16 protein-coding genes and 1 tRNA gene are annotated in these 18,072 nt (G+C 70.6%); 7 read left to right on the plus strand and 10 right to left on the minus strand.

Features of this window, described 5'->3' with window-relative positions; genetic code table 11:
• The first annotated feature begins 57 nt into the window (after nt 1-57).
• Nucleotides 58-834 (plus strand): CDP-alcohol phosphatidyltransferase family protein, encoded by a 777-nt coding sequence (locus ABZT17_RS22715; RefSeq protein WP_356351410.1) that lies wholly within the window; start codon nt 58-60, stop codon nt 832-834.
• Nucleotides 835-1,264: 430 nt separating this feature from the next.
• Here ABZT17_RS22715 and ABZT17_RS22720 read toward each other — a convergent pair whose 3' ends face one another.
• On the minus strand, nt 1,265-1,432 hold the full coding sequence (locus ABZT17_RS22720; RefSeq protein WP_356351369.1) for a hypothetical protein: 168 nt from the start codon (nt 1,430-1,432) through the stop codon (nt 1,265-1,267).
• A 99-nt stretch (nt 1,433-1,531) separates the two neighbouring features.
• Here ABZT17_RS22720 and ABZT17_RS22725 point away from each other — a divergent pair, with 99 nt between their 5' ends.
• Nucleotides 1,532-2,485, plus strand: a complete 954-nt coding sequence (locus ABZT17_RS22725) for an ATP-binding protein (RefSeq protein ID WP_356351370.1) — start codon at nt 1,532-1,534, stop codon at nt 2,483-2,485.
• 45 nt (nt 2,486-2,530) lie between these two features.
• A complete protein-coding gene (locus ABZT17_RS22730) occupies nt 2,531-2,923 on the plus strand; it encodes an SCO5389 family protein (RefSeq protein WP_356351371.1) in 393 nt (130 codons plus the stop codon).
• Nucleotides 2,924-2,935: 12 nt separating this feature from the next.
• On the opposite strand, the gene ABZT17_RS22735 is transcribed toward ABZT17_RS22730, so the two are convergent.
• From ABZT17_RS22735 to fusA, 5 genes are all read right to left on the minus strand, one after another.
• Nucleotides 2,936-4,300, minus strand: a complete 1,365-nt coding sequence (locus ABZT17_RS22735; RefSeq protein ID WP_356351373.1) for a GH1 family beta-glucosidase — start codon at nt 4,298-4,300, stop codon at nt 2,936-2,938.
• Between the two features lie 29 nt (nt 4,301-4,329).
• On the minus strand, nt 4,330-5,169 hold the full coding sequence (locus ABZT17_RS22740; RefSeq protein ID WP_356351411.1) for a carbohydrate ABC transporter permease: 840 nt from the start codon (nt 5,167-5,169) through the stop codon (nt 4,330-4,332).
• Between the two features lie 19 nt (nt 5,170-5,188).
• Nucleotides 5,189-6,181, minus strand: a complete 993-nt coding sequence (locus ABZT17_RS22745; protein ID WP_356351375.1) for a sugar ABC transporter permease — start codon at nt 6,179-6,181, stop codon at nt 5,189-5,191.
• Nucleotides 6,182-6,186: 5 nt separating this feature from the next.
• The gene (locus tag ABZT17_RS22750; protein ID WP_356351377.1) at nt 6,187-7,503 is read right to left on the minus strand and encodes a sugar ABC transporter substrate-binding protein; all 1,317 of its coding nucleotides are present in this window, start codon (nt 7,501-7,503) and stop codon (nt 6,187-6,189) included.
• 207 nt (nt 7,504-7,710) lie between these two features.
• A complete protein-coding gene (fusA, locus tag ABZT17_RS22755; protein ID WP_356351379.1) occupies nt 7,711-9,738 on the minus strand; it encodes an elongation factor G in 2,028 nt (675 codons plus the stop codon).
• 420 nt (nt 9,739-10,158) lie between these two features.
• Between fusA and ABZT17_RS22760 the strand changes: the two genes are divergently transcribed.
• The 4 genes from ABZT17_RS22760 (at nt 10,159) to ABZT17_RS22775 (ending at nt 14,292) form a co-directional block, all read left to right on the plus strand.
• Nucleotides 10,159-10,614 (plus strand): TerB family tellurite resistance protein, encoded by a 456-nt coding sequence (locus tag ABZT17_RS22760; protein WP_356351380.1) that lies wholly within the window; start codon nt 10,159-10,161, stop codon nt 10,612-10,614.
• A gap of 88 nt (nt 10,615-10,702) precedes the next feature.
• A complete protein-coding gene (locus ABZT17_RS22765; RefSeq protein WP_356351381.1) occupies nt 10,703-11,794 on the plus strand; it encodes an acyltransferase family protein in 1,092 nt (363 codons plus the stop codon).
• 120 nt (nt 11,795-11,914) lie between these two features.
• Nucleotides 11,915-13,276: a hemolysin family protein gene (locus ABZT17_RS22770; protein ID WP_356351382.1), complete on the plus strand. Its 1,362-nt coding sequence runs from the start codon at nt 11,915-11,917 to the stop codon at nt 13,274-13,276.
• On the plus strand, nt 13,273-14,292 hold the full coding sequence (locus ABZT17_RS22775) for a hemolysin family protein (RefSeq protein WP_356351384.1): 1,020 nt from the start codon (nt 13,273-13,275) through the stop codon (nt 14,290-14,292). Before ABZT17_RS22770 ends, ABZT17_RS22775 begins: the two co-directional genes overlap by 4 nt.
• A gap of 92 nt (nt 14,293-14,384) precedes the next feature.
• On the opposite strand, the gene ABZT17_RS22780 is transcribed toward ABZT17_RS22775, so the two are convergent.
• From ABZT17_RS22780 to sucD, 4 genes are all read right to left on the minus strand, one after another.
• Entirely contained in the window at nt 14,385-15,086 is a 702-nt protein-coding gene (locus tag ABZT17_RS22780; protein WP_356351385.1) for a Clp protease N-terminal domain-containing protein, read from the minus strand.
• A gap of 143 nt (nt 15,087-15,229) precedes the next feature.
• Nucleotides 15,230-15,314 (minus strand) — tRNA-Leu (locus ABZT17_RS22785).
• Nucleotides 15,315-15,576: 262 nt separating this feature from the next.
• Nucleotides 15,577-17,118: an aldehyde dehydrogenase family protein gene (locus tag ABZT17_RS22790; protein WP_356351386.1), complete on the minus strand. Its 1,542-nt coding sequence runs from the start codon at nt 17,116-17,118 to the stop codon at nt 15,577-15,579.
• 53 nt (nt 17,119-17,171) lie between these two features.
• Nucleotides 17,172-18,071, minus strand: coding sequence for a succinate--CoA ligase subunit alpha (gene sucD / locus ABZT17_RS22795; protein WP_356351388.1), 900 nt, complete (start codon nt 18,069-18,071; stop codon nt 17,172-17,174).
• Nucleotide 18,072 lies beyond the last annotated feature (1 nt).

The raw sequence follows: 18,072 nt of genomic DNA on the forward strand, positions 1-18,072 counted from the left end.
CAGGCCGCGCACAGTACGCGGCGTGATCGACTCTGTCACATGGCCGGAGGACCTGCGGTGGCCCTGAACAACACTTACGACGCGAGGCTGGTTCAGCAGGAGACCGCTGTGGGGGCGGGCGTCCAGATCCTGTTGCTGGCCCTGCTCGGTACGGCGATCGGCCTGGGGCCGGCGGGCTGGCTGACCGGCCTCGCCTTCGCCGGCGCCACCTGGGCGGTGCTCTCGCGGGCGCTGCACCGGACCCGGCCGCGTTCCTTCGGGCCTGCCAACCGGGTGACGCTCGGCCGGGCCACGCTGGTCGGCGGTGTGACGGCCCTGGTCGCGGACTCCTTCGAGAGCTCCCCGCCGGTGACGGTCTTCGTGGGGCTGACGGCGGTGGCCCTGATCCTGGACGGCGTGGACGGCAAGGTGGCCCGGGCCACCAACACCTCGACCCCGCTGGGCGCCCGCTTCGACATGGAGGTGGACGCCTTCCTGATCCTGGTTCTGAGCGTCTACGTCTCCATGCAGCAGGGCCCCTGGGTCCTGCTGATCGGCGGCATGCGCTACGGCTTCGTGGCGGCGGCCCGCGTCCACCCGTGGCTGAACGCCCCGCTGCCGCCGAGCATGGCCCGCAAGACGGTCGCCGCGATGCAGGGCATCTGCCTCCTCCTGGCCGCCTCCGACTACCTTCCCGCCACCGCGTCCTTCGGCGTCACCGCCCTGGCCCTCGCCTCCCTGACCTGGTCCTTCGGCCGTGACGTCCGCTGGCTGCACCGCACCTCCCGCGTCCAGGAGGGCGAGGTCGAGGAGATGCTGGAGCTGGAGGCGGAGCGGGAGACGGTCGCTTCCTGAGCGACAGCCGTCCGGGAATGAGCGGCAGCGCCTCCCGGCACCGGGTTACGGCAGCTTCCGGGAACCGGACAGGCCGCCCCAGAGGAAACCTCACTGCGCGCCGGGGTACCGGCACACCACCGACTCCCCCCATGGCCACGCGCGGTCCGGCCGACAGACCAGGTCCACGGTTCGGACACCCGCCCCACGGGCGACTCGCCAAGCCCCCAGAGCCTCCCCGCCAACAGACCGACGCCCTCATGCCCACGACCGCCGGCGTCCACGCCCTCGATCAGCGGCCGGAGCAGGGGCGTGAGACGGGTACCGCCCGCCCGGCGGCCGGCTCATTCGGCGGTCACCGACTCCCTTGCGGGTGAGTGCTGTTCCGCGTCGGGTTCCACGGCCGTCCGGACGATACGACGCCGGAGCGACCGCACTCCCCGGACCCCGCTCACCGCCACCACACCGAGCAGTGCGAGCGCGGCGACCGACGGGAGGAGTTCACGCAGGAGGATGTCCGGCTGTCCGCGCCCAGTCCGCGGGCCGCCGTCACATGCGGCGCGCCCCGCTCCTGCCGCAACAGCGCCAAGGTGTGGGCGGCGAGGCTCTCGGTGTGCACTAAGCATCCTCCTTCAGGGCCGTCGATTTGACAGAGTCGCGGTGGCTGCCTAAAACCTAGCGACATGACATTCATTTTCAAAATGAGGTCGGCCCGGTAATGCGGGTCGCGTTCGTCGGCAAGGGCGGCAGCGGCAAGACGACCCTGTCCGCACTCTTCGCCCGCCACCTGGCAGCCTCAGGCGCCCCCGTCCTCGCGATCGACGGGGACATCAACCAGCACCTGGCCGAGGCGCTCGGCCACGAAGGCGGGTCGCCGGGCGCACCGCCCCTGGGTGCGCACCTGAACGACATCAAGGACTACCTGCGCGGCACCAACCCCCGTATCGCCTCCCGCGAGGCGATGATCAAGACGACACCGCCCGGCAGGGGCTCCCGTCTCCTCGGCCTGCTCGGTGACGACGACCTCCACGCCCGGCACGTCCGCCGGGTGGGCGACGTCCCGTTGATGGTGACCGGCGAGTTCGACGAGAGCGATCTGGGGGTGGCCTGCTACCACTCCAAGCTCGCCGGGGTGGAGCTCTACCTGGGCCATCTGGTCGACGGCCCCGGCGAGTACGTGGTGGTGGACATGACCGCGGGCGCCGACGCGTTCGCCTCCGGCCTCTTCACCCGCTTCGACGTGACTTTCCTGGTGGCGGAACCCACCCGCAAAGGCGTCTCGGTGTACCGCCAGTACCGTGACCACGCCCGGGAGTTCGGCATCCGGATCGCGGTGGTCGGCAACAAGGTGACCGGCGAGGACGACCTGCTCTTCCTCAAGGAGCAGGTCGGAGACGACCTGCTGACCCATCTGGTCCACTCCCCGTGGGTCCGCGCGGCCGAACAGGGCCGGCGGCAGGGCGGGGCGAAGGCGCTGGAGTCCCTGGAGCCATCCAACCGCCAGGCCCTGCACGTCCTGCGCGAAACCGTGGACGCGAGCCCCCGCGACTGGCGGACGCTCCACCGCCATGCCGTCGAGTTCCATCTGCGCAACGCCCGGGCGTGGGCCGGCGAGGACCTGGCGTCCCAGATCGACCCGGACTTCGTACCGGGCCCCGTGTCACTCTCCTGACCACTCCCCTCCCCTCCACAACTCACAGACAGGACAAGCCTCTTCATGTCTCTCGACGTCTCCCCGAAGCTCCTCGCCGAAGCCGAGTCCGGTCACATCCGCGAGGAGGACTTCGTGGACACGGTCCGCACGTCCCTGCCGTACGCCTACGACCTCATCGCCTCCCTCGCCGGCGAACTCGGCTCCGGCACTGCCGAGTTCTCCGACAACCAGACCCCTCCCCCGTCGGAGCGGGAGCGCGGACAGCTCCTGCGCGCCCTCGCCAGCGACGCCATCAGGGGCAGTCTGGAACGCCACTTCGGCATCGAACTGGCCTTCCAGAACTGCCACCGGGTGGCGGCGTTCCGGCCCGGGGCGCGGGACGGGGAGACCTACGGGCGGTTCACGTCGGTGCGCTCCCAGGTACTGAACCAGTCACCGGAGTTCAGGGACTGCTGACGCCCGGTCCCCTCAGGCCGCGCGCCGCGCTCCTTCGCGGTGCGCGCGGATGATGTCCGCGTACCGGTGTCCGCTCCCCTTGATCGTGCGGACCTGCGTCCGGTAGTCGACGTGGACCAGTCCGAACCGCTTGTCGTAGCCGTACGCCCACTCGAAGTTGTCCAGCAGCGACCAGGCGAAGTAGCCGGCCAGCGGGGCACCCTTGCGTGCTGCGGAGGCGCAGGCGGCGAGGTGGCGCTCCAGATAGTCCTGGCGCTCGGGGTCGTGGACGGTTCCGTCGGGTCGTACGACGTCCGGGTAGGCGGAGCCGTTCTCGGTGACGTACAGCCTGCGCGCGCCGTACTCGTCGGTGAGGCGGAGCAGGAGCGTCTCGATGCCGCCGGCGTCGACCTCCCAGTCCATTCCGGTACGGGGGACACCGAGGCGTCGGACCGAACGGACCCTCGGCATGGGCCCGGTGGGGTCGTCGGCGACGGTGGCCGGCATGTAGTAGTTCAGCCCGAGCCAGTCGAGCGGGGCGGCGATGGCAGCCAAGTCGCCTTCCCGCTCGGGGAGTTCGACGCCGTACAGCCGACGCATGTCGGCCGGGAAGCCCCGGCCGTGCACCGGGTCCAGCCACCAGCGGTTGACATGGCCGTCCATGCGGCGGGCGGCCCGGACGTCCTCCTCGCGGTCCGTGGCCGCATGGATCGTGGAGAGGTTGGTGACGATGCCGACCTCGGCGGACGGGGACGCGGCACGGATCGCCTGGGTGGCGAGACCGTGGCCCAGGAGGAGGTGGTAGGAGGCTCGGACGGCGGCCGTCAGGTCGGTGAGGCCGGGGGCCATCCTGCCTTCCAGATGACCGATCCAGGCCGAGCAGAGCGGCTCGTTGAGGGTGGCCCAGAGGGTCACCCGGTCGGTGAGGCGGGCCGCCACGACGGAGGCGTACTCGGCGAACGCGAGCGCGGTGTCCCGCTCCGGCCAGCCGCCGCGGTCCTGGAGGGCCTGCGGAAGGTCCCAGTGGTAGAGGGTGACGGACGGAGTGATGCCGGCTTCGAGCAGACCGTCCACCAACCTGTCGTAGAAATCCAGTCCGCGTGTGTTGACCGGTCCCCTCCCGTCGGGCCGCACGCGCGGCCAGGCGATCGACAACCGGTAGGCGTTCGTGCCCAGTCGACGCATCAGGGCGATGTCCTCGCGCCAGCGGTGGTAGTGGTCGCAGGCCACGTCTGCGTGGTCGTTGCCCGCGGTCTTTCCGGGGGTGTGCGAGAAGGTGTCCCAGATCGACGGGGCGCGACCGTCCTCCGCGACGGCCCCCTCGATCTGGTACGCCGATGTGGCCGTTCCCCACAGGAAGTCGGACGGGAGGGCGGCGAGGTCGATGCGGTCGGACACGTAAGTCCCTTCGGATGCGGCGGAGTCGGTCACTTGACGGCTCCTGCCGTCAGTCCGGCGACGAGGTAGCGCTGCAGCAGCAGGAAGCCGGCGACCACGGGCACGCTGACGACCAGGGAGGCGGCCATGATCTGGTTCCAGTACACGTCGTTGAGGGTGGAGTAGCCCTGGAGGCCGACGGCGAGGGTGCGGGTGGCGTCGTCGGTCATGACGGAGGCGAAGAGCACCTCGCCCCACGCCGTCATGAAGGCGTAGACGGCGACGGCGACGATGCCGGGAATCGCGGCGGGAACGACCACGCGGAAGAGGGCTCCCAGCGGCCCGCAGCCGTCCACCAGCGCCGCCTCGTCCAGGTCGCGGGGCACCGAGTCGAAGTACCCGATCAGCATCCAGATCGAGAAGGGGAGGGAGAAGGTGAGGTACGTCAGGACGAGTCCGCCGCGCGAGCCGAACAGGGCGATGCCGGTGGCGTTGCCGATGTTGACGTAGATGAGGAACAGCGGGAGCAGGAAGAGGATGCCCGGGAACATCTGGGTGGACAGCACGGTGACCGTGAAGACGCGCTTGCCGCGGAAGCTGTGGCGGCTGACGGCGTAGGCGGCGAACACCGCGATCACCACCGAGCAGGCGGTCGCCGAACCCGCCACGATCAGCGAGTTCACGAAGTAGCGGGCGAGGGGGACCGTCGACCAGATGTCGATGTACGGACGTATCGTCAACCGGCTGGGCAGCCAGCGGAATTCGCCCGTCACGTCAGCGAGCGGTTTCAGCGAGCTGGAGACCATGACGTACACCGGCACCAGGACGAACCCGGTGAGCAGGGTGAGGAAGACGCGCCGGGACCAGACGAAGGAACTCGGCGGCGCCATGGGGGACTTGGGGTGCGCGTCAGACATCGACGGCCCTCCGTCCACGCGAGGTCAGCACGAGATACCCGCCGGTGACGACGAGCAGGAACAGCAGCAGGAGCACGGACATCGCCGAGCCGGTGCCGAAGTTCCAGGTGACGAAGGAGGCCTGGTAGATGTGGACCGAGACGAGGTCCGCGGCCTCGGGGGCGGCCTTGCCGAACAGGACGTACGGTGTGTTGAAGTCGTTGAAGGTCCACAGGAACAGGACCAGCACCAGCACCTGGTTGACCGCGCGCAGCGAGGGCAGGGTGATGCGGCGGATCTGCTGCCACATCCCGGCACCGTCCAGGGCTGCCGCCTCGTACAGCTCCTTCGGGATGTTCTGGAGGCCGGCCGTGACGATCAGGAAGGCGAACGGCCAGCCCTTCCAGACCGACACCGTGAGCAGGGCGTAGAAGCTGTTGTCGCCGATCAGCCAGAAGGAGCGCTTGCCGGTGAGGTGCAGCTGGTCATGCAGGACGTGGTTCACCAGGCCGTTGTCGTGCTGGAACATGAACACCCAGGTGATCACGGCCGCGTAGACGGGCAGGGCGTACGGCACCAGGAACAGCGCCCGCAGCAGTCCGCGGCCGACGAAGGTGTCCTGCATGTAGATCGCCGCCGCCGTGCCGGTCAGCCAGCACAGGGCGACCGAGAGCAGGGTGAAGGCGACGGTGACGAGGAAGGAGTGCAGCAGGGCCTGGCCGACCGGGGCGTCGAAGTCCACCGACACCTGGTAGTTGCCGAGGCCGGACCAGGGCGCGCTGCCCCAGTCGCGAATGTAGAACTGGGTGAGCTCCTTGAAGCTCATCACGATGCCGATCACCATCGGCACCAGGTGGACCAGGAGTTCGAGGAGCAGGGCGGGCAGCAGGAGCAGATACGGCAGTCCGACGCGGCGGATCCGGCCGGGGCGGCGACGTCGCTCGGGCGCCGCCGCCCCGGTGGAACTCCCCCTCGTGGAAGGCTTGTTGAGGGTGGTGGTGGTCATCGGGCTCACTTCGCCGGCATCTGCTGTTGGGCCTTCTCGAGCTTCGCCCTCACCGAGTCGGTGGTGGCGGCGCGCCCGGCGGCCACGTCGGCGAACAGGTCCTTGACCGCCGTACCGACCGCCGTCTCGAACTGCGACTCGTCGGCGACCTGCGGCAGCGCGGCGGCGCTCTTGGCGAGTGTGTCCCTGAGGACCGCGTTCGACGGGGAGTCGAAGGCCGCGCCGGTCTGCGCCGCCTTCACCGGCGGGATCGAACTGTAGGCCGTGTTGAGGATCTTCTGTTCCTCGTCGCTGGTCATGAACTTCACGAACTTCGTGGCGCCGTCGAGGTTGTGGCTGTTCCTGAAGACGGCCAGGTTGATGCCGGCGACCATCGAGTCGACCTGGGTGCCGAAGCCGGGGGTGCCGGACTGCACGGGGACGGGTGCGACACCGTAGGAACTCTCGCTCATGCCCTGCGACGTGAGGTTGGCGGAGGCCGACTGCCACAGCAGCATGGCCTGCTTGCCCTTGGCGAAGTCGCTCACGGACTGGTTCTGCGCGTACTCGGCGTCCCCGGTCGGTATGACCTTGTCCTTGGCCATCAGGTCGACGTACTGCTTGACCGCGGCCACCACGTTGTCACGGGTGAAGTCGGCCTTGCCGTCGGCGGTGAAGAACTCGCCGCCGTGCTGCTTGGCGAAGACGAAGACGTGGTGGATGTTCTCCGACAGGTTGGAACCCTCCGCGCCCAGCGCGGACTTGCCCTTGGCCTGGATCTTCCTGCCGTCGGCGACCAACTCGGCCCAGGTGGCCGGGGGTTGGGTGATCCCGGCGTCGGCGAAGATCTGCTTGTTGTAGTAGAGGGCATAGGCCATCGAGTACAGCGGTACGGCGGCCGGGTCCTGGCCGGCCGCGCCCGTCGAGCCGAGGGCCGAGTCGACGAAGCGGTCCTTTCCGCCGATCTCGGCGAAACGCTTCGCGTCCCAGGGCAGCAGCGCGCCGGTGGCCTGCAGGGAGGCGCTCCAGGTGTTGCCGATGTTGAGGACGTCGGGGCCCTGGCCCGAGGTGGTCGCGGTGAGGATGCGGTTGAGCAGGTCGGACCAGGGCACGACCTGCAGCTTCACCTTGATCCCGGTCCGCTTCTCGAACTTGGCGAGTTCGGGCGACAGGACCTTCTTGTCGACGGCGATGCTCGCGCCCTGGTTGGAGGCCCAGTAGGTGAGGGTCTTCGGCGAGTCGTCGGACCCTCCGCTCGTCGACGAACCGCCTCCGCAGGCCGAGGCGGCGAGGGCGAGTGACAGGGTGACGGCGCCTACGGCCGCGGCTCGGATGCTGCGCATGGCTCCCGGTGTCCCTTCGGAGATTGCACTCATGGCTTAATTTAGAACGTGAGTTAATCCTCGGCGGATGGCCCCGTCAAGGGGTACGACACAGGCCGCCGACGCCGGCCACGTGCGGTCGATCGCCGCCGGAGCGGCCCCTGCCAGGTACGGCGGGGGCCGCCTCGGCCGCTAGGCCCGGGCCGGGGCGTAGCCCGTGCTCGGCCGCTAGGCCCGGGCCGGGGCGTAGCCGGTCGGGCGGGCCGTGAAGGTGCCGCGGCCCTGGGTGCGACCGCGCAACCGGGTCGCGTAGCCGAAGAGTTCGGCCAGGGGCACGGTGGCCGTGACGACCGCCGCCCCCGCTCGGGTGACCGAGCCCGAGATCCGGCCCCGCCGCGCGGCGAGGTCGCCGAGCACGGAGCCGACGGCGTCCTCCGGCACCGTGACCGTGACCTCGACGACCGGCTCGAGGAGGACCATCGCGCAGCCGCGCAGGGCCTCGCGGAGACCGAGCCTGCCCGCCGTGCGGAAGGCGGTGTCGGACGAGTCCTTCACATGCGTCGAGCCGTCGGTGAGGGTGACGCGCAGGCCCGTCACCGGATGCCCGCCGAGCGGTCCCTCGGCCAGGGCGTCCCGGCAGCCGGCCTCCACCGCGCGGACGTACTCCTGCGGAACGCACCCGCCGACGACGGCCGAGCGGAACTCGAAACCCGCCTCGAGCGGCTCCACTTCGAGCACGACATGGGCGAACTGGCCCGCCCCGCCGTCCTGTTTGACATGCCGGAAGACGAACCCGGACACCCCGCGCCCGACCGTCTCGCGGTGACTCACCCGCGGACGGCCCACGTTGACCTCGATGCCGTGGGTGAGCCGGAGCTTCTCGGCCGCGACCTCCAGGTGCAGTTCGCCCATGCCGGACAGGACGGTCTGGCCGGTCTCGGGGTCGGTACGCACGACCAGCGACGGGTCCTCCTCGACCAGCCGCGCGAGCGCCGAGGCCAGCCGGCCGGCGTCGGCCGACCGCCGGGCCTCGACCGCCACCGAGACCACCGGCTCGGTGACGCCCGGGGGTTCGAGGACGATCGGGTCGCCGGGAGCGCACAGCGTCGAGCCCGCGCGGGCCGACTTCAGCCCGACGACGGCGACGATGTCCCCGGCGACCGCGCGGTCCACCCGGTCGTGCCGGTCGGCCCGGACCCGCAGGATGCGCCCGATCCGCTCCGTGCGGCGGGTGCCCGCGTCCCACACGGTGTCCCCCTTCGTGATCGTTCCCGAATAGATCCGTATGTACGTCAGCCGCCCGGTCGGTGTTGCGTTCACCTTGAACGCCAGCGCCGCGAACGGCGCCGCCGGATCGGCCGCCCGCTCCCGCGCCATGCCGTCGTGACCGCCGTGTACGGCGGGCACGTCCAGCGGTGAGGGCAGGTAGGCGACCACGGCGTCGAGCAGGGGCTCGATACCGCGGTTGCGGTAGGCGGAGCCGCAGAGGACCACCACGGCGTCGCCACTGCGGGTCAGGTCCCGCAGGGCCGCGGCCAGGGTCCCGGCGGACAGTTCGTCCCGCTCGACGAACTCCTCCAGCGCGGCCGGGTGGAGTTCGGCGACGGCCTCCTCCAGCAGCCGTCGGCGCCGGTCGGCCTCCTCGCGGAGCTCCTCCGGCACCGGCAGGTCGGCCGCGCCGTCGCCGTCGTCCGCCCACACCAGCGCGCGCAGGCGCAACAGGTCCACGACTCCGCTGAAGCGGTCCTCCGCGCCGATGGGCAACTGGACGACCAGGGGCGCCGGATGGAGGCGGTCCCGGATCGAGGCCACGGCGGTGTCGAGGTCGGCGCCCGCGCGGTCCAGCTTGTTGACGAACGCGATCCTCGGCACGCCGTGCCGGTCTGCCTGCCGCCACACCGACTCGCTCTGCGGCTCGACCCCGGCCACGGCGTCGAACACCGCGACGGCGCCGTCGAGCACCCGCAGTGAACGCTCCACCTCGTCGGCGAAGTCCACATGCCCCGGGGTGTCGATGAGGTTGATCCGGTGGCCGTCCCAGGCGCAGCTCACGGCCGCCGCGAAGATGGTGATGCCGCGGTCGCGCTCCTGGGGGTCGAAGTCGGTGACGGTGGTGCCGTCGTGGACCTCTCCGCGCCGGTGGATGGTGCCGGTGGCGTAGAGGATCCGCTCGGTGACGGTGGTCTTGCCCGCGTCGACGTGGGCGAGGATGCCGAGGTTGCGTACGGCGGTGAGGGGGTTGAGGTGGGTGCGCACGGCCCGTTGGCCTTTCTGGTGATCTACGGCGATCGGAAGGGCAGCGCGATTCCCGGGCGAACGGACCTCGGGTCAGACGTTCGCCACGGGCGTCCGGTACCGGCCGCGCAGCGGGCACCGGACGGACGGGGACACGAGGATCACCTCGTAGCGCGAGCCGGGGACGACGACAGCGGTGCGGTGACGCACGACCGGTCTCCCCTCACTCGTGCCGCACGTCACGGCGACGCGCGGTGCCTGGCGAGTGTAGGGAGGCGGGAGGGCGCGGGGCACCGGATTTTCCGGCGGCCCGCCGCGGATGAACTTTCCTGGAACGGCTGGAACTTATCCACCGCGCGATGAGTTTCCACGGTGCTGTAGACCTCTTACGACAGATCTCTCACGACAGATCTCTCACGACACCGAACACATGGAGTTCGCATGGCCCTGTGGGACCGCATCAAGGAATCCGCGTCGACGATGCAGACCCAGCTCGTGGCGAAGAAGAACGACCTGAAGAGCGGCGCCTTCCGCGACGCCAGCATGGCGATGTGCGCCCTGGTGGCCGCCGCCGACGGCACCATCGACCCGGCCGAGCGGCAGCGCGTGGCCCAGTTGATCGCCACCAACGAGGTCCTGCAGAACTTCCCCGCCGACGACCTGCGCCGCCGTTTCGAGGACAACCTGAACAAGCTGACGGCGGACTTCGCCTTCGGCAAGGTCAGTGTGCTGCAGGAGATCGCCAAGGCGAAGAAGAAGCCGGCCGAGGCGCGTGCCGTCATCCAGATCGGCATCGTGATCGGCGGCGCCGACGGCGACTTCGACAAGACCGAACAGGCCGTGGTCCGGGAGGCCTGCTTCGCCCTCGACCTGCCTCCGCACGAGTTCGACCTCTGACCGCCCCCGCGCGGGCGGCGCCCGCCACGACAGCCGCCTCGGCCGATCCGGTTGGTTTACGCCTGCCGTAACTGGTGAGGCGGCTGGGATGTCCCAGCCCCACTCCACCGAGAAGCAGCGCGACGCCTACTTCGACAACGCCAAGTACCTGGCGATCGTGCTGGTGGCCGTCGGCCACGCCTGGGAGCCGCTGCGGGACGGCAGCCGTACCGTCAGCGCGCTCTACACCTTCGTCTACGCCTTCCACATGCCGGCGTTCATCGTCGTCTCCGGGTACTTCTCGCGGAACTTCGACGCGAGCCCGGGGCGGCTCAGACGGCTGGTGACCGGGGTGGCCGTCCCGTACATCGTGTTCGAGACGGCGTACACCCTCTTCACCCGCTGGACCGACCAGGAGCCGGACCGCCCGATCAGCCTGCTGGACCCGCTGTATCTGACCTGGTTCCTGATCGCGCTGTTCATCTGGCGGTTGACCACCCCGCTCTGGCTGGGGATGCGATGGCCGCTGCCGGTCGCGCTGGCCGTCGCGGCGCTGGCGACCGTCTCCCCGTCCATCGGCAACGACCTCGATCTGCAGCGGGTGCTGCAGTTCCTTCCGTACTTCGTGCTGGGGCTGTGCCTGCGGCCGGAGCACTTCCGGCTGGTGCGCCGCCGTCGCGTACGGCTGGCGGCCGTTCCGGTCGCGGTCTGCGCGCTCGTGGTGGCGTACTGGACGGTCCCGCGGATGACCGGGGCCTGGTTCTTCCACCGGGACAGCGCGCCGGAACTCGGCGCGCCGGCCTGGTACGGGCCGCTGATGACACTGGTCGTCTTCGGCTGCTCGATGACGCTGGTCGTCTGCTTCCTGTCCTGGGTACCGGGCCGTCGGACGTGGTTCACCGCACTGGGCGCGGGCACGCTCTACGGCTATCTGCTGCACGGCTTCCTCGCGCAGGGGTCGAGGTTCTGGGGCTGGTACTCGCCCGGGTGGGTGCACCGGCCACCGGGTGAGATCACCGTCACCCTCGTCGCCGCGGCGGTGGTGACGGTTCTGTGCACACCGCCCGTCCGGCGGATCTTCCGGTTCGTGGTGGAGCCGAACATGGAATGGGCTTTTCGACGGGAGACGCCCGACCGGCGGCCCGTTCCGGAACCGAGGCGCGAACCGGGAACTCGGACCGGGTCGAAAGCGTTGTCCTGACACAGACCGAGCACAAGGAGTCACCAGCTTGTCCGCCGGACCGACGGACCCCCCGGGGCACAGTCCCCGACCATCCCGCCAGGACTCTCCTGAGTACGGCACGCGGCGGGGTGGTGTCAGTTGAGTGCCGCCAACGCTGTCCTGGGCCTGCTGGCCGTGTTCGTGCTGACCGCCGGTACGGGCTACTTCGTGGCCCAGGAGTTCGCCTACGTCTCCGCCGACCGGCTCGCTCTCGCCCGTGAGGCGGAGGCCGGGGACCGCGGGGCCACCCGGGCACTGAGGGTGCTCGAGCGGTTGTCGTTCATGCTGTCGGGTGCCCAGCTCGGCATCACCGTCACCGGTCTGGTGGTCGGCTTCATCGCCGAGCCGTCGGTGTCCGCGCTGCTCGAACCCACCCTGTCGGGCGTGGGCATCCCGGACGCGGCGGTCACCGGCCTGTCCGTGGTCCTGGCGTTCGTCGGTGCCACGGTGGTGCAGATGGTGCTGGGCGAACTGGCCCCGAAGAACCTCGCGATCGCGGTGCCCGAGAAGCTGGCCAAGTCACTGGCCGGCTCCACGCTGGCGTATCTGAAGGTCGTGGGACCCGTCGTGCGCATCTTCGACGGCGCGGCGAACAGGCTGCTGCGCAAGGCCGGTATCGAGCCCGTCGAGGAACTGCGTCACGGCGCCACCCTGGAGGAGCTCGGCCATCTGATCGGCGAGTCGCACGAGCAGGGCCGGCTCCCCGGGGACACCGCCGTACTGCTGGACCACGCGCTGGAGTTCTCCGAGCGCACCCTGGACGAGGTGATGGTGCCGCGCGCGGACGCCGTCTTCGTCCGCAGGGACGCCACCGCCGGTGAGGCGGTCGACCTGATCGCGGAGCACGGTCACTCCAACTACCCGGTGCTCGACGACCACCCGGACGACGTCACCGGTGTGCTCGGCGTCCGTGAGCTGATGCGGCTGCCCGCCGACCGTCTGGCCGATGCCACGGCCGGCGTCCTCGCCCGGCGGCCGCTGCTGCTGCCCGACACCCTGCCGCTGCCCGAGGCGGTGGAGCAGATGCGGGAGCGGGACGACGAGTTCGCCGTCGTCCTGGACGAGCACGGCGGAGTGGCCGGGATCGTCACCTACGAGGACATCGCCGAGGAACTGGTCGGTGACATCGCCGACGAGTCCGACAAGGTCACCGATCTCGCCGTCGCGGACGCCGGCGGCTGGCTGGTGGACGCCGGGCGCCGCCTGGACGAGATCGCCGAGGCCACCGGTGTCGAGCTGCCCGAGGAGGACGACTACGACACGGTCGCCGGGCTCATCGTGGACCGGCTCGGCCGTTTCCCGGCCGTCGGCGACCGGATCACCGTCGGCCTGACCGACGGCGGACACGTCACCCTGGACGTACTCGCGCTGGACCGTCATGTCCCCGAGCGGGTCCGGCTGGAGCGCTCCCCCGTGCCCGCCGACACCGCCGATGCCGCGCGCGCGGAGGAGCAGGCATGAGTTTCCCGATGGCGCTCTTCGTCACCGTCGTCCTGCTGATCGGCAGCGGCTTCTTCGTGGCCGCCGAGTTCGCCCTGGTCGCCGCCAAGCGGCACCGCGTGGAGAAGGCGGCAGCCGAGGGGCACAGCGGCGCCGTAGCCGCCCTGGCCGGTATGCGCGAACTGTCGCTGATGCTGGCCGGCGCCCAACTCGGCATCACCATCTGCACCTTGGGTCTGGGCTCGGTGTCCAAGCCGGCGATCTCCCACGAACTCGACCCGCTGCTGCACAAGCTGGGCCTGCCCGGCGCGCTCGGCTACGGCATCGCGTTCGCCGTCGCGATGATCGTCGTGGTGTTCCTGCACATGGTGGTGGGTGAGATGGCCCCCAAGTCCTGGGCCATCGCCCACCCGGAGCGTTCCGCGATGCTGCTCTCGCCCGCGTTCCGGGCCGTGGTGAAGGCCGTACGCCCGCTGATCGCGCTGCTGAACACCGTCAGCAACGCGCTGGTACGACTGTGCCGGGTCACCCCGCGCGACGAGCTGACCTCGGTCCCGGGCCGGGAGCAACTGACCCGTCTCGTCGAGGAGTCGGAGCGGCTCGGCCTGATCAGCGGGACCGACTCGGAGCTGCTGACCCGCTCGCTGACCGAGCCGCAGACCCCGGTGGGCGCCCTGCGGGTCCCGGCCGCGCGGATCACCTCGGTGGACGGCGCCGCCGGTGTCGACGAGGTGCTGCGGGTGGCCGCCGAAAGCGACCGCACCCGTCTGCTGGTCCGCGAGGGCGAGGCCGTCCTGGGCTCTCTCCACGCCCGTGACGCCATGGTCGCCCGCGCCCGGGGCCGCACCGTCAGCGCCCGCCACCTGGCGCGCCCGGTCCCGGAGCTGAGCGAGGCGACGACGGTCGGCGACGCGATCGACGTCCTGCGCGGACGCCGCGCCTCCCTCGCCGTCGTCCGCGACGCGACCGGCCGGCTGACCGGCATGGTCACCCTGGACGACCTGCTGTCCCGCTTCTTGCTGCCGGAGAGGGTCTGATCTTGCTGCCGGAGAGGGTCTGACGAGCGGCGGCCGGGGGCGTTGGAAGGTGGCGCGTGTTGCTCGGGTCCAGGGGCCCCACCCTGTGGTCGTCACGCGCCGGACGCGTGGGCCTGATCGGCGAGTTCGGCCCTGACCGCCTCGTACAGGCCGTCCGGCGTGAAGCCGAGGTCACGCAGGATCCGCGCGGCGACGCTCTCCTCCGTGCGGATCAGGCCGAGCAGCGCGTGTTCGGTGCCGACCCAGTCGTTGCCGAACTCGGCCGCCGCGCGGGACGCCTCCCCGATGGCCTCGACGGTCTCCGGACGGAACGGGATGTGGCCCCGCGGCGCCTTCCGCCCCGCCGGCGGCAGGGTCGCCTCGACCGCGTCACGGATCTTCCGCTCGGGCCCGGCCTCGGCCACGAGCACCTTGTACGCCCCGCCCTGAGGTTCGCCCAGCAGGCCCAGCAGGACGTGTTCGGTGCCGATGGTGTCGTGCTTGTGGGTGCGGGCCGCCTCCTGCGCGACCACGATGCTGTGCCGGTTGAGCTTGGTGAACCGCTCGAAGGGGTTGGAGGTGTGGCGTTGCTGGGCGGCCTGCCTGGTCACGCCGATGGCGTCGCCGATCTCGCTCCAGGAGGCACCGGCCGCCTTGGCCTTGCTGACGTAGTGGTCGATGAGCTGGTCGCCGAGATCGGACAGGGTCTGGGCCCGCAGCCGCGCTTCGCTGATACGGGTCAGATGGCCGGCGTCGGGCAGGTCCTCGTCGAGTCGGGCGATCAGGTCGGCGAGGCTGATGTTGAGTGGGCTCATGGTGTCAACTTTGACTTGACACCCTTCGACTGTCAAGACGTAATTGACGACGGAAGCTCGCGAGGCCGATCCGGCGCAGGAAACGCGACAAGGGCCCCGACCGCAAGGTCGAGGCCCTCAAATTCCGTATGCATCACTACAAGTGTCCGAGGGGGGACTTGAACCCCCACGCCCGATAAAGGGCACTAGCACCTCAAGCTAGCGCGTCTGCCATTCCGCCACCCGGACAAGGTGTCCGCCGCCTGGCCGGGAGTGCTCCCCGCGGCGACACGGACAACAATACCAAGCTTTGGGAGCGCCCTTCACCTGCATATCCGGGCCGCGGAGAGCCACCGCGAACGGCCGGCAAGCGGGCACCGCACCGGACCCTGGTCCTCCAGTGGCACGGCTGGGTGGCCGAGGAGGTCGTCGCCTGGTGGCGCCCCTGGGGTGAGGCGCCATCAGGGCCGTCGGTCGGGGTGTTCCCGTCACCTGCCCCGACCGCCTCCCGTCACGGCATGAGGTGGTAATCCGGGAAGTTCCCGGGCAGCCGTTCCCCCGTCGGGCCCTGTGTCACGGCCCGCACGAGCAGCTCGCCGCCGACGAACGCGCCGCGCCAGGACGCGCCGAAGCCGCCGAAGAGCTCGTCCCGGTCACCGCGGGAGCGGGGAGTGCCGTGGCCGACCTTGAACGCGCGGATCTGCGGGGCCAGTCGCTCGAAGGTGGCCCGGTCGTCCGTGGACAGGGTGGCCACCAGCGCGCCGTTGGAGGCGTTCATCGCGGCGAGCAGCTCGGCCTCCGTGTCGACCAGGACGATGGTGTCGACCGGACCGAACGGCTCCGCGTGGTGCAGGGGGGACGAGGGTGGCGGGTTCAGGAGGGTGACCGGCTGGACGTACGCCGAGGTGTCCTGGCCGGGCAGGAACCGCGCGTCGGCCTCGCTGCCGCGGTGCAGTGGTACGGCACCCCGGTCGATGGCCTCGGCGACCTGGTCGTGGAGCTCCTTGGCCTTGGCCGCGTTGATGACCGGGCCGAAGTCCAAAGCCGGGAACGGGTCTTCGGGCCGCTCGACGGCGAGTGGATGACCGACCCTGAGCGTGCGGACCGCCGGGAGGTACGCCGCCAGGAACGCGTCGAACAGCCGCCGCTGGACGACGAAGCGCGGATAGGCCGTGCAGCGCTGCTTGCCGTAGTCGAAGAGCTTGGGGATCACCGCCGTGAGCGCGTCCCAGTCCGAGTGGTTCCAGATGCCCCAGGTGTTGAGTCCTTCCTGTTCGAGCACATGTCGCTTGCCGAGGTCGGCGACGGCGGTGGCCACCGCGGCGCCGGTGTCCCGTCCGCCGACGAAGGAGACACAGCCGATCTCGGGCGCTCGCACCAGCGCCTGGGACAGCTCGCCTCCGCTGCCGCTGACGAGGGTGACGGGAAGCCCCTCGCGGGCGGCGAGCGCACAGGCCAGGGTCAGACACGCGAGGCCGCCGTCGGTCGGGGTCTTGGCGATCACCGCGTTGCCGGCCAGTGCCTGTACCAGCATCGCGTGAACGAGCACGCTCATCGGATAGTTCCAGCTCGCGATGTTGGACACCGGGCCGTCCAGCGGGGCCCGGCCGGCGAGCATCGGGTCGATGCCGTCGACGTACCAGCGCACGCCGTCGATGGCCCGGTCGACGTCGGCCTGGGCGAGCCGCCAGGGCTTGCCGATCTCCCAGAGGAGCAGCAGGGCGAGCAGTTCACGGTGTTCGGTGAGGGCGTCGAGGGTGGCCGCGACGCGGGCGCGGCGCTCGTCGAGGGGGACGTACCGCCAGGCGCGATGCTGGTCGAGCGAGGCGCGGACGGCCTGGTGGGCGGTGTCCCGGTCCAGTCGCGGCGGGCCGGCGATGGGGCTGCCGTCGACGGGGCTGGTGCCGGGCAGGGGCCGGCCGTCGGCCTGCCAGTCGGCGTTCCAGAGGTTGAGGACGCGCTCGTCCCGGAAGGCCTCGGGCGCGACCGTGAGGCAGCGCTGCCAGGCGTCGGTCCAGGACGTGCCTGATTTGAGGGTGAGGGTGGTTGCCATCGGGTTGCTCCGCTCTCGGTGCACAGTCGGGGGCGGGAGATGTATGGCTCAGCTCAACTATGAGTGACCGGGGGCCGGTCTTCGAGACGGGCGAGGACGAGTTTCGCCGTCTCGGTCGGTGTGCTTCCCACACTGACCCCGACCGCCTCCAGGGCCTCCTTCTTCGCCCGCGCGGTGCCGGCGGAGCCGGACACGATGGCGCCCGCGTGCCCCATCGTCCTGCCCTCGGGGGCGGTGAACCCGGCGATGTATCCGACGACGGGCTTGGTGACGTGGTCGCGGATGTAGGCGGCCGCGCGTTCCTCCGCGTCGCCGCCGATCTCCCCGATGAGCACGACGAGTTCGGTGTCGGGGTCGTCCTGGAAGGCGGCGAGGCAGTCGATGTGCGTCGTGCCCACCACCGGGTCGCCGCCGATGCCGACGCAGGTCGAGAAGCCGATGTCCCGCAGCTCGTACATGAGTTGGTAGGTGAGCGTGCCGGACTTGGAGACCAGGCCGATGCGGCCGGGCTTGGTGATGTCGGACGGGATGATGCCCGCGTTGGACTGGCCCGGGGTGATCAGGCCGGGGCAGTTGGGGCCGATGATCCGCGTGCCCTTCGACCTGGCGTACGCGGTGAAGGCGACGGAGTCGTGGACCGGGATGCCCTCGGTGATGACGACCGCGAGGCCGATCCCCGCGTCGGCGGCCTCGACGACGGCAGCCTTGGCGAAGGCCGGTGGGACGAACACGACGGTGACGTCGGCGCCGGTGGCGCGGATGCCCTCGGCGACGGAGCCGAAGACGGGGACGGCCCGCTCGTCGAAGTCGGCGGTGCGGCCCGCCTTGCGCGGGTTGACGCCGCCGACGACGTTCGTGCCGGCGGCGAGCATGCGCCGGGTGTGCTTCATCCCCTCCCCGCCGGTCATGCCCTGGACGAGGACCTTGCTCTCCTTGGTGAGGTAGACGGCCATG

The sequence above is a fragment of the Streptomyces sp. NPDC005648 genome (assembly GCF_040605395.1).
Taxonomy (GTDB): domain Bacteria; phylum Actinomycetota; class Actinomycetes; order Streptomycetales; family Streptomycetaceae; genus Streptomyces.